Genomic DNA, 11,905 nt, shown 5'->3' on the forward strand with positions numbered 1-11,905 from the left:
TTCGATTTACAGAATACAGAGGATCAGAAAAAACAACGAAAAAGAAATGCCTGAAGCTACTGCAGACAGACGAGGAAATGAAATGAGACCAATAAGAATACAGAAAGCGGAAAAAAATAAAAAAAGGGGAAACAGAGGGGGAATCTATCTCCTGGCATTTCTGTTTCCGGTGCTGATCTTTACGCTGGGTTTTGCACTGAAGGGTGTTTATCCTTTTGGAGAAAATTCGGCGCTGGTGGTAGATGGAGTCCATCAGTATACAGCCTTTTACAGGGAACTTTCAGAGCAGCTTGGAAAGGGAGCGGGCTGGACCTGGTCCGCACATGCCATGGGATATAATTTTTATGGATTGTTTTGCTATTATCTCTGCAGTCCGTTCAGCTTCCTGGTACTGCTGTTTATGAAATTCATGTATGTAAACGAGGCTGTCACTGCGGTGATCCTGATCAAGGCAGGGCTTTGCAGCGTATCCATGGCATGGTATTCCGGGAAAAAATATCCGGGTAAAGACTGCATGGCAGTTTCTGTGGGGTGTATGTATGCACTGTCCAATTTTCTGATGGGATATTACAGCAATGTGATGTGGCTGGACTGTATCATGCTTCTTCCGGTGCTTGCATATCTTATTGAACAGCTGGTGCATACCGGAAAATGGAGAGGGTATTGTCTGGTGCTGGGGTATGGTATCCTGACAAGCTATTACATGGGATTTATGCTGTGCACCTTTGCGGCGCTGTATTATGTGGTACAAATGATTATTCTGGAAAAGGAGAAACGCCCGGAGAAGATCCCACATTCTCTGCTGAAATTTGCCGGAGCCTCCATTGGCGGAGCCGGCCTTGCAGGAATCACGCTGATCCCGGGAATCGTTGCAGTATCCCGGACACCGGCTGCGGCAGAAGCGGGAACCGGCCTTCAGGGTGTCTACGGAGATATCTGGAAACAGCTTGGCGCATTGATGGAAGATTCCATGTCTTTTGTAAAATCCGGGGAGCAGGGAGATGTAAACCTTTACTGCGGATGTGCGGTGCTTCTTTTTGCAGGAATCTATTTCCTGAACAAAGAGATCCGCAGGACAGAAAAGATCATGTTAGGGGCAATGGCTCTTCTGTATTTTGCAGGCTTTCATATCACAGCGCTGAATCTGTTGTTTCACGGAATGCACAAACCGGTGGGGATTCCCAATCGTTTTGCGTTTATTCTCATCTTTCTGCTTTTGAAAATAAGCTGTGATGCCTGGGGAAAACTGGAGAAGGAAAGCGGGAAGAGGATTTTGGCAGGATTTATCCTGGCAGAGATATTTTGTACTGTTGTAGGGCTGAAAAGCGGAAAAGGGCTGGGAACCCTTCTTACAGACGGAGTGATCGCGGCATTTTTTCTTCCGGTGTGGACGGGCAGTTTTCTTTGTGGAAAACTTCCGTCACATCCGTTGGGACGTGTGGAAATCAGGAAGATCGTATCTCTGGTCCTGGCCGTAATGATACTTGCGGAAACCGGAATCCATGGTGTTTTCAGTATCACAGACAACGGAACTGCCAACCGTGATGTTTATGCGGAAAGTGACAGGGAAGTGACCAGTCTTATGAAAAAGACAGGGGCGGATCAGGTAAACTACCGGTCGGCCATTGTAAATCCCCTTGTTCGAAATGAGGAAATGCTGTACCAGCTGAACGGAATCTCCATGTATTCTTCCACGAATACAGAAGAAATGTGGGATTTTGTCCGAAACATGGGATTTGAAAATCTGGAAAATCGTTATCAGTATGCGGGAGCTACCGAGGTGATGGACATGCTGCTGGGAATCCGGTATCTTCTTTGTAGAAATACAAGAACGCTGCATACGGCATATGAAAAGATCGGCGAAAGTGCATCCTTTGATCTGTATGAGAATCCCCGGGCATTGAAAGGGGCATATATGATAAACAATTCTGTAGCGGATTATGCCATGGAAGGAACGGATCCGCTGGAAGTGCAAAACCGGCTTCTCAGCGGGATCGTGGGAAAAAGACTGTACAAAATGCAGACGATAAATTCAGATTCCCTGCTGGCCGGAAGAGCGGTTTTTACAGTGCGGTTGAAAAAAGGAGAGCATGGATATCTCTATATTCCGGGGACGGAGCCGGAGAATGTGACCATTAACGGGCAGAGCCAGACATCGGATTACTGGAACAATAATTTTCTGGATCTTGGAACCTGTCAGTCGGATACCACAGTGCGGGTAACGGCAGACTGTGGCATGGAAGAGGCAGTTCTGGGAACCTATCAGGAATCGGATCTGGATGAGATCTACCGGAAGCTTTCGTCCCAGCAGACAGATCTTTCCGACGGGAAAGGCAGTATATCTGTGAAACAGGATGGGATATTGCTGATACGAAGCTTTTATGATCCGGATATGCAGATATTTGTGGATGGAAAAAAAGTACAGGCAGTAAGTATTCAGGGACTTACAGGCATAAAGCTTTCCAAAGGCAGTCATGAGATCGTTATGAGATATAGCACCCCGGGATTAAAACAGGGAGCAGTTCTTTCTATATTAATGGTTATGATCCTGGGAATTTCCCAGATTGTAGTGGAAAGGCGGAAAAAGACGTGCTATACTTCCAGGAAGGAGCGGAGGCCATAACCGGATAAAAAGGCCGTTTCCGGCTTGCGGGAGCCGGCGGCTTTGAACCTGCAGGAGATGCTGCAGTACAGAAAGGAAAAGCCATGGAAAAACTGTGGAAAAAACTGGAAGCGCAGATGATACAGTCTTACGAAAGTATGGTGCGGGATGATGGAGATGTGACGGCGTGGAATCAGGCGTTTGATACTTTGATGAAAATCGTTGAGAGCGGACGCAGGGAAAAGCACAATTTTGCACCGGAGCTTTTTTGCCTCAGCGGCATGGAAGGGTTTTCTTTTGATCTGAAAATATGGATCAATGATTATCTGGAAACACTGGAACAGGAAGAGGACCAGGCTCAGATGGAAAAAGTCTGCAGAAAGCTTCTGGATCTTTTTGCGTGGAAAGAGGAAGCTCCGGCGGATCTGAGATTTCGTCTGGCGTCATCGATGCTGTCCCTGGACAAAAAAGAAGAGGCCGGTGATTTCTGCCGGGAATGGTACCTGCAGGATGAAGATGATCCTACAGCTGCAACGGCGCTGATCTATACCTGGATCGCAGGAGGAAGGCTGAAGGAAGCCCAGAAGATCGTGGACCGCTGGATGGAAAAAGAAGAAGGATATACGGAAGAGAATGCGGAGATTTTCGGAGCGGCGTCTCTTTTAAGGACAGTTTCCGGGAATATATCCGTGGAGAGAAACTGAAAGTTACAGAGGATCGTTGTAAAGAGATCGTGATCAGGCAGGATAGAGATGACGGAGCTGTAAAAATGGGGGATGGGATTTATGAAGATCACAATGGTGCATGGGCAGAACCATAAAGGTTCTACTTATCATATAGGAAAAATGCTGGCAGACAAGCTGGGTGGAGAAGTGACAGAGTTTTTTCTGCCAAAAGATTTCGGGCATTTCTGCATTGGATGTAACCAGTGTATTGTGAAGGATGAGAAGCTTTGCCCATATTATAAAGAACTGAAACCGCTGACAGATGCCATTGACAGCGCAGATGTGATCATTCTTACAAGTCCGGTATATGTTTATCACTGTACCGGTTCCATGAAAGCATGGCTGGATCACTATGGCTACCGATGGATGCTGCACAGGCCAAACCCGGATATGTTTTCCAAACAGGGAGTCTGTATTTCTACCGCAGCAGGTGCCGGAACGAAATGGACCAACAAAGATATGGCAGACAGTATGTTTTTCTGGGGAATGGGAAAGATATACAGGTACGGTACTGCCGTTCATGCCATAAATTATAAATCAATTTCTCCGGAAAAGATGGCGGAGATTGAGAAAGCGACCGATAAGCTGGCAGAAAAAATCCGTAAGAACTATGGCCATGTAAAACCGGTGTTGAAGACCAAAACATATTTCGAGGTGATGCGTAAGCTTGTAAAAAGTGGATGGAATGAAGTGGATGTGGCTTACTGGAAGGAACACGGGTGGACAGAAAAGGCCAGACCCTGGAGGTAAAACCGTCATTTTCGCAGGGTTGTGACATCTATGGAGAAAACCGTGTAAAACCCCTGTAAAATCAGCAAAAATTCTTTATAAAACACCTTGACAAGCTCTGTATTTACGGTCTATAATGAGCAAGCGTGCGAATGAAACGTTATATTTTCGCATGCCGTAATTTGTAAATAGCAACCGCAAGGCCCCATGGGAAAGCCCATGGAGAAATAAATCGGGAGGTGAAATGGAATGCCAACATTCAACCAGTTAGTAAGAAAGGGCCGTCAGACAGCTGTTAAGAAATCTACAGCACCGGCTCTGCAGAAAACATACAACTCTTTAAGAAAGAAAGCAGTTGATCAGGCTGCTCCACAGAAACGTGGTGTTTGTACTGCTGTTAAAACAGCTACTCCTAAAAAGCCTAACTCAGCTCTTAGAAAGATCGCCAGAGTTCGTCTTTCCAACGGTATCGAGGTAACAAGTTATATTCCAGGAGAGGGTCACAACCTTCAGGAGCATAGCGTTGTTCTTATCCGTGGAGGAAGAGTTAAGGACTTACCTGGTACAAGATACCACATCATCAGAGGTACTCTTGATACCGCAGGTGTCGCTAACAGAAAACAGGCTCGTTCCAAATACGGAGCTAAGAGACCTAAAGTTAAAAAATAATTTTTGTAGATCAGAAATCTACACCGCTTCCTGATTGCAGATAATCAGGAGGATTACAAAGATATTATTCATCTAATGTATTACAGCGGAAGACTATAAGGATTTGTACGGTATTCCATATACCCTGTCGGTTGCGGGTTAAATATAGGACCTTACCAGTGCGAACATGCAATAGTTTTACTGCGTGAGTACCGATGATATAATCAATATGATTAAGGAGGGAAGTAACGTGCCACGTAAAGGACATACTCAGAAAAGAGACGTTCTGGCTGACCCGATGTACAATAACAAAGTGGTTACCAAACTTATCAATAACATCATGTTAGACGGTAAGAAAGGTGTTGCTCAGAAAATTGTATACGGTGCATTCGCCAGAGTAGAGGAAAAAGCTGGTAAACCAGCAATTGAAGTATTTGAAGAGGCTATGAACAACATCATGCCAGTTCTCGAGGTAAAAGCAAGACGTATCGGTGGTGCTACTTATCAGGTTCCGATCGAGGTAAGAGCAGACAGACGTCAGGCACTTGCTCTTCGTTGGCTTACAATGTTCTCACGTAAGAGAGGCGAGAAGACAATGGAAGAAAGACTGGCTAATGAGCTTCTGGACGCAATGAACAACACAGGTGCATCCGTTAAGAGAAAAGAAGACATGCATAAGATGGCTGAGGCAAATAAAGCATTTGCTCACTATCGCTTCTAATTCGAGGAGGAAAATTCATTGGCTGGAAAAGAAGGAAGAGAATATCCGTTAGAGAGAACCAGAAATATCGGTATCATGGCGCATATCGATGCTGGTAAAACAACTCTTACAGAGCGTATTCTTTATTATACAGGTGTTAACTACAAGATCGGTGATACTCATGAAGGTACAGCAACAATGGACTGGATGGAGCAGGAGCAGGAGCGTGGTATCACAATCACATCCGCTGCTACAACATGTCACTGGACTCTTGAGGAGAACTGCAAACCAAAGCCAGGTGCTCTTGAGCATCGTATCAACATCATTGATACACCAGGACACGTAGACTTCACTGTTGAGGTTGAGCGTTCCCTTCGTGTACTTGATGGTGCTGTCGGCGTTTTCTGTGCTAAGGGTGGTGTTGAGCCGCAGTCAGAGAACGTATGGCGTCAGGCTGATACCTACAATGTACCTCGTATGGCATTCATCAACAAGATGGATATCCTTGGTGCAAACTTCTACGGTGCAGTAGAGCAGATCAAGACTCGTCTTGGTAAAAATGCTATCTGCCTTCAGCTTCCAATCGGAAAAGAGGATGACTTCAAAGGAATCATCGACCTTTTCGAGATGAAAGCATACATCTACAATGATGACAAGGGCGACGATATCTCTATCGTTGATATCCCGGAGGATATGCAGGAAGATGCAGAACTTTATCATACAGAGCTGGTCGAGAAGATCTGCGAGCTGGATGATGACCTCATGATGGAGTATCTTGAGGGAGATGAGCCTTCTGTAGACAGACTGAAAGCTGTCCTCAGAAAAGCTACATGTGAGTGTACAGCAGTACCGGTTTGCTGCGGTTCCGCTTACAGAAACAAAGGTGTTCAGAAACTTCTGGATGCAATCCTTGAGTACATGCCGGCTCCTACAGATATCCCGGCTATCAAGGGCGTTGACCTTGACGGCAACGAAGTTGAGAGACATTCATCTGATGATGAGCCGTTCTCCGCTCTTGCATTCAAGATCATGACTGACCCATTCGTAGGAAAACTTGCTTATTTCCGTGTTTATTCAGGAACAATGAACTCCGGTTCTTATGTACTGAATGCCACAAAAGATAAAAAAGAGCGTGTTGGACGTATCCTTCAGATGCACGCTAACAAACGTATGGAGCTGGACAAAGTTTACTCCGGAGATATCGCTGCAGCGATCGGATTCAAATTCACTACAACAGGTGATACAATCTGTGACGAGCAGCATCCGGTAATCCTTGAGTCCATGGAGTTCCCGGAGCCAGTTATCGAGCTCGCTATCGAGCCTAAGACAAAAGCTGGACAGGGCAAACTTGGTGAGGCACTTGCTAAGCTTGCTGAGGAGGACCCGACATTCCGTGCTCATACAGATCAGGAAACAGGACAGACCATTATCGCTGGTATGGGTGAGCTTCACCTGGATATCATCGTTGACCGTCTTCTTCGTGAGTTCAAGGTTGAGGCTAACGTAGGTGCACCTCAGGTTGCTTACAAAGAGACAATCACCAAACCTGTTGATGTAGACAGCAAGTATGCAAAACAGTCTGGTGGTCGTGGACAGTATGGTCACTGTAAAGTTAAATTCGAGCCTATGGATGCCAACGGAGAAGAGCTGTACAAGTTCGAGTCCACAGTTGTTGGTGGTGCTATTCCGAAGGAATACATCCCGGCAGTTGGCGAAGGTATCGAGGAAGCTATGAAAGCTGGTATCCTCGGAGGATTCCCGGTAGTTGGTGTACATGCTAATGTATACGACGGTTCTTACCATGAAGTCGATTCTTCTGAGATGGCATTCCACATTGCAGGTTCTCTTGCATTTAAGGATGCTATGCAGAAAGCAGCTCCGGTACTTCTTGAGCCAATCATGAAGGTCGAAGTTACTACACCAGAGGATTACATGGGTGACGTTATCGGTGATATCAACTCCCGTCGTGGACGTATCGAGGGTATGGAAGATATCGGCGGCGGTAAGATGATCCGTGGATATGTTCCGCTTTCCGAGATGTTCGGATATGCTACAGACCTTCGTTCCAGAACACAGGGACGTGGTAACTACTCTATGTTCTTCGAGAAATATGAGCAGGTTCCGAAGTCTGTACAGGAGAAGATCCTTTCTAAGAAGGACTGATCTACTATAAAATAATAAAATGCTTGCAAATAACCTTGGTTTGCAATATAATCAAGGTTAGCAAGTTTAAATCTGAAAAAATGCTCTGAATACAGAGTCAAGTTTTTTAAGGAGGACATTTTAAAATGGCAAAGGCTAAGTTTGAGAGAACAAAACCGCATTGTAACATTGGTACCATCGGACACGTTGACCATGGTAAAACAACTTTAACAGCAGCTATCACAAAAGTTCTGTCTGAGAGAGTAGCAGGAAACACAGCTACAGATTTCGCTAATATCGATAAAGCTCCAGAGGAAAGAGAGCGTGGTATCACAATTTCTACAGCACACGTTGAGTATGAGACAGAGCATAGACACTATGCACACGTTGACTGCCCAGGACATGCTGACTACGTTAAGAACATGATCACAGGTGCAGCTCAGATGGATGGTGCTATCCTTGTTGTTGCTGCTACAGACGGTGTTATGGCTCAGACTAAAGAGCATATCCTTCTTTCCCGTCAGGTAGGTGTTCCTTACATCGTTGTATTCATGAACAAATGTGATATGGTAGACGATGAGGAGCTTCTTGAGCTCGTAGAGATGGAGATCCGTGAGCTTCTTTCCGAGTATGACTTCCCAGGAGATGACATCCCGGTTATCCAGGGTTCTGCTCTTAAAGCACTTGAGGATCCGAGCAGCGAGTGGGGCGACAAGATCATGGAGCTTATGGATGCTGTTGACAGCTACATTCCAGACCCACAGCGTGACACAGATAAGCCGTTCGTTATGCCTGTAGAGGATGTATTCTCTATCACAGGACGTGGTACAGTTGCAACTGGTAGAGTTGAGGCTGGTGTTCTTCACGTATCTGATGAGGTTGAGATCGTTGGTATCAAAGAAGAGACTCGTAAAGTTGTTGTAACTGGTATCGAGATGTTCCGTAAACTTCTTGATGAGGCTCAGGCTGGTGATAACATCGGAGCACTTCTTCGTGGTGTTCAGAGAAACGAGATCGAGCGTGGACAGGTTCTTGCTAAACCAGGAACACTTACATGCCATACAAAATTCACAGCTCAGGTTTACGTTCTGACTAAAGACGAGGGTGGCCGTCATACACCATTCTTCAACAACTATCGTCCGCAGTTCTACTTCAGAACAACAGACGTAACAGGTGTTTGCAACCTTCCAGAGGGAACAGAGATGTGCATGCCTGGAGATAACATCGAGATGACAATCGAGCTGATTCATCCGATCGCTATGAGCCAGGGTCTTACATTCGCTATCCGCGAGGGTGGACGTACTGTAGGATCAGGACGTGTTGCTACAATCATCGAGTAATTTTAGCATAACATCTTAATTTTATAAATAGAGTACCGCAAGGTACATTGTGTCCAAACGTAAGATACCCCGGAACCGCAAGGTTTCCGGGGTTTTTCTGTTATGTGAAAGATTTGAATACAGCTATAAAGAATAGCGAATAAATTAAAACAGGCAGGTATGTGAAGAATTTTATTTTCTTCGCATATTGGCAAGGGAATGGTATCTGGCAGGAACACCGTACTGTGGAGATCTGGAATATATCTAGGCGAGAATAAAGGAAGAGGATATGCGGATACATACCGCAGGAAGAAGGTTTCCGCACAAAAAAATTGTAAGATTTCTTCAACTGTGAAGTCTAAAGGAGTGTGATTTTATGAAAAAGTTGATAGCATTGGTTCTAGCATTGGTTTGTGTGTTTGGTCTGGGCGGTTGCAACACCAAGAGTATGAATTATATTATTGAGAACAAACCAAGTGTAACGGGTATTGTAGAAGAGGTGCATAACGATTATGTCATAATGTACTCTGATACAGCAGATGGGTATCCGAATGGGTCAAGGTGGTCAATATCTTTGAGTGTAGAAAACAAGGACAGTTATACCAACCTTTCTGTTGGTGACGAAATTGTTGTATATCACGACGGAAATGTTATGGAGACAGACCCATTAAAAGTGGGGACAGTTTATGCCATTACATTGAAAACTCCTGATGACAGAACAGAGAACAACAAAGGCTGACTAATTCCAGTTTGTATAATTGAAAAAATAAAAAACGCATAGACAACTGTGTCTATTAGTGAAAATACGACATTTCTCGCTTTGTGTCGTGTTATTTGCAGATAACAGATTCTATATTTGATGATGAAAGGAGGAGTTGAGGTGGACCAAGTAAAAATCGGGAATTTTTAAAAAAAACTTCGCAAAGAAAAAGGCATTACACAGGAGCAGTTGGCAGAAATATTAAATGTCTCTGGAAGGACCGTATCCAGATGGGAAACCGGAGTTTCCCATAGTTAAAGATACCACACCAAATATGATGAACCCACGCTTATACACTACCAGCTATAATAAACCGCAAGGACAGCAATTTGATGATACTGCTGTCCTTTCTTTTATAAAATTGCAGTACACATAAAAAAGCTGTAAAATGATAAATATATTTGTCCTTGTAACAATTCTCGGACATTTGCCTGTTATACTATCTGCAAAAAGCAAAGGAAGTGAGAATATGGAGCAGATTTTAATTGTCGAGGACGACAGTTTTTTGAATAAGATGTTAGACTATAACCTGACCGCAGACGGCTACGGCGTGACTTCTGCCCTAAATGCCAGAACCGCAGCCGAAGCCATCCGCCAGCGGGAATTTGATTTAGTGCTGCTGGACATCAACCTGCCGGACGGGAACGGTTTTGAACTGTGCAAGCTGATAAAGCCCCAGCACCCGGACACCATCGTAATATTCCTGACCGCCAACGATCAGGAGAGCGACCAGATACGGGGCTATGAGGTGGGCGCGGTGGACTACATCACAAAGCCCTTTGTAATCGGGGCCTTGCAGCGGAAGATCAAAGCCATGTTCGCCATGCTGGAACACCACAAACCGGCTAAGGACATTTACGATGACGGACGGCTGTTTCTGGACTTCTCGGAGCAGACGGCTTCCCTAAACGGCAAGCCCCTGACCCTATCCCCGATGGAGTACAAAATGCTGAACCTGTTTCGTAAAAATCCCCGGCAAGTGCTGACCCGTGGGCAGCTTTTGGAAAAGCTGTGGGATATAGACGAGAGGTTTGTAGACGAACACACCCTGACAACCTCCATCAGCCGGATTCGCAGCAAGATCGAATCCGACGGCGGCGCACCCTACATCAAGACTGTTTACGGCATGGGCTATCAATGGACGGGAGGCGAGGCAAAATGAAGGTTCAAAACCTCTCGGTAAAGCGGCTGTTTGGCCGGGTGGCAATAGGGCTTGTCCTCTCCATGTCCGGGATCACCATAGTCCTGTTTTTTGTGACAAAACAGACGGCGGTGCTGCTGACAGGCGGGGCGCTGCTGCTGTGTGCCCTTGTGGGGATTTTCGTACTGACGCAGGCGTTTGGAAAGCGGCTGTCGCAGTTTACCGCTGACCTGTGCCAGACCTTAGACCACATGATCGCCGGGAATGAAGCGCCCCAGCGCCCAGAGGACAGCGAAACCCAGCTTGCCAGAATTGGGCACCGTCTGGCAAGGCTCTACCAGATCATGCAGGAGAACCGCCGCCGGGTGGACGAGGAACGGCAGGAGTTACAGACCCTTGTATCGGATATTTCCCATCAGGTGAAAACGCCGGTAAGCAATCTGAAAATGGCGACGGACACCCTGCTGGAAAAGCCTATGGCCGAGGCAGAGCGCACCGACTTTATCCGGGGAATCCGCAGCCAGACGGATAAGCTGGACTTTCTCTTTCAGGCCCTTGTGAAAACCTCCCGTCTGGAAACAGGCGTGATCCAGTTGGACAAGAAACCGGGCCGCCTCTTTGATACCGTGGCACAGGCCATGAGTGGGATCGTGTATGCAGCGGAGAAAAAGGAAATCGCCGTGTCCGTGGACTGCCCGGAGGATTTGACCGTTTCCCATGACAGCAAGTGGACATCGGAAGCCCTCTTTAACCTGCTGGACAATGCGGTGAAGTACACCCCGGCAGGCGGGAAAATCGCTGTGTCTGTGGTGCTGTGGGAAATGTATGTGGAAATCAAAGTGACCGACACTGGCAAGGGCATTTCCGAAAGCAATCAGGCCACTATCTTCCAGCGCTTCTATCGTGAGGAAGAAGTACACGAACAGCAGGGTGTGGGCATTGGCCTGTATCTGGCCCGCGAGATCGTAACGCGGCAGGGTGGCTATATCAAAGTGGTTTCGGAGCCGGGCAAGGGTTCGGAATTTTCCATTATGCTTCCCTTGCGTTGAGAGAAACTTTCTGCTTCGGGTCAAGTTGGCCCGAAGCGCAGAGATAAAATGAAATGTCCGAGCGTTGTAACATTTCACCTCAATTTTCAA

10 protein-coding genes and 1 pseudogene are annotated in these 11,905 nt (G+C 46.1%); all 11 read left to right on the forward strand.

Features of this window, described 5'->3' with window-relative positions; translation table 11 throughout:
- Positions 1-82: 82 nt before the first annotated feature.
- The 11 genes and pseudogenes from EYS05_RS07895 to EYS05_RS07945 all read left to right on the forward strand — a co-directional run bounded on the left by EYS05_RS07895 (position 83) and on the right by EYS05_RS07945 (position 11,815).
- The gene (locus tag EYS05_RS07895; RefSeq protein ID WP_158293322.1) at positions 83-2,623 is read left to right on the forward strand and encodes a YfhO family protein; all 2,541 of its coding nucleotides are present in this window, start codon (positions 83-85) and stop codon (positions 2,621-2,623) included.
- A gap of 83 nt (positions 2,624-2,706) precedes the next feature.
- Positions 2,707-3,306 (forward strand): hypothetical protein, encoded by a 600-nt coding sequence (locus EYS05_RS07900; RefSeq protein WP_118626273.1) that lies wholly within the window; start codon positions 2,707-2,709, stop codon positions 3,304-3,306.
- Between the two features lie 81 nt (positions 3,307-3,387).
- Entirely contained in the window at positions 3,388-4,077 is a 690-nt protein-coding gene (locus EYS05_RS07905) for a flavodoxin family protein (RefSeq protein ID WP_118515190.1), read from the forward strand.
- 228 nt (positions 4,078-4,305) lie between these two features.
- Positions 4,306-4,725 (forward strand): 30S ribosomal protein S12, encoded by a 420-nt coding sequence (rpsL, locus tag EYS05_RS07910; RefSeq protein WP_015526360.1) that lies wholly within the window; start codon positions 4,306-4,308, stop codon positions 4,723-4,725.
- Positions 4,726-4,954: 229 nt separating this feature from the next.
- Positions 4,955-5,425 carry a 30S ribosomal protein S7 gene (gene rpsG / locus EYS05_RS07915; protein WP_207660371.1) on the forward strand — a complete coding sequence of 157 codons (471 nt, stop codon included), beginning with the start codon at positions 4,955-4,957 and terminating at the stop codon, positions 5,423-5,425.
- Positions 5,426-5,500: 75 nt separating this feature from the next.
- Positions 5,501-7,567, forward strand: a complete 2,067-nt coding sequence (gene fusA / locus EYS05_RS07920) for an elongation factor G (RefSeq protein ID WP_118515261.1) — start codon at positions 5,501-5,503, stop codon at positions 7,565-7,567.
- Between the two features lie 125 nt (positions 7,568-7,692).
- The gene (gene tuf, locus EYS05_RS07925) at positions 7,693-8,886 is read left to right on the forward strand and encodes an elongation factor Tu (protein ID WP_118515188.1); all 1,194 of its coding nucleotides are present in this window, start codon (positions 7,693-7,695) and stop codon (positions 8,884-8,886) included.
- A 355-nt stretch (positions 8,887-9,241) separates the two neighbouring features.
- Entirely contained in the window at positions 9,242-9,604 is a 363-nt protein-coding gene (locus EYS05_RS07930) for a DUF3221 domain-containing protein (RefSeq protein WP_118626269.1), read from the forward strand.
- 141 nt (positions 9,605-9,745) lie between these two features.
- Positions 9,746-9,868: pseudogene (locus EYS05_RS18180) on the forward strand (helix-turn-helix transcriptional regulator); the annotation flags it as partial.
- Between the two features lie 226 nt (positions 9,869-10,094).
- Positions 10,095-10,787: a response regulator transcription factor gene (locus EYS05_RS07940; RefSeq protein WP_035394423.1), complete on the forward strand. Its 693-nt coding sequence runs from the start codon at positions 10,095-10,097 to the stop codon at positions 10,785-10,787.
- Positions 10,784-11,815, forward strand: coding sequence for a sensor histidine kinase (locus tag EYS05_RS07945; RefSeq protein WP_138276948.1), 1,032 nt, complete (start codon positions 10,784-10,786; stop codon positions 11,813-11,815). Before EYS05_RS07940 ends, EYS05_RS07945 begins: the two co-directional genes overlap by 4 nt.
- Positions 11,816-11,905: the final 90 nt, after the last annotated feature.

The organism is Blautia sp. SC05B48 (assembly GCF_005848555.1).
Classification (GTDB): domain Bacteria; phylum Bacillota; class Clostridia; order Lachnospirales; family Lachnospiraceae; genus Blautia_A.

Coding starts and splice junctions, on each gene's coding strand:
- EYS05_RS07900 (WP_118626273.1), top strand. CDS start 2,707: ATGGAAAAACTGTGGAAAAAACTGGAAGCGCAGATGATACAGTCTTAC.
- EYS05_RS07945 (WP_138276948.1), top strand. CDS start 10,784: ATGAAGGTTCAAAACCTCTCGGTAAAGCGGCTGTTTGGCCGGGTGGCA.
- fusA (WP_118515261.1), top strand. CDS start 5,501: ATGGCGCATATCGATGCTGGTAAAACAACTCTTACAGAGCGTATTCTT.
- EYS05_RS07940 (WP_035394423.1), top strand. CDS start 10,095: ATGGAGCAGATTTTAATTGTCGAGGACGACAGTTTTTTGAATAAGATG.
- EYS05_RS07905 (WP_118515190.1), top strand. CDS start 3,388: ATGAAGATCACAATGGTGCATGGGCAGAACCATAAAGGTTCTACTTAT.
- rpsL (WP_015526360.1), top strand. CDS start 4,306: ATGCCAACATTCAACCAGTTAGTAAGAAAGGGCCGTCAGACAGCTGTT.
- tuf (WP_118515188.1), top strand. CDS start 7,693: ATGGCAAAGGCTAAGTTTGAGAGAACAAAACCGCATTGTAACATTGGT.
- EYS05_RS07895 (WP_158293322.1), top strand. CDS start 83: ATGAGACCAATAAGAATACAGAAAGCGGAAAAAAATAAAAAAAGGGGA.
- EYS05_RS07930 (WP_118626269.1), top strand. CDS start 9,242: ATGAAAAAGTTGATAGCATTGGTTCTAGCATTGGTTTGTGTGTTTGGT.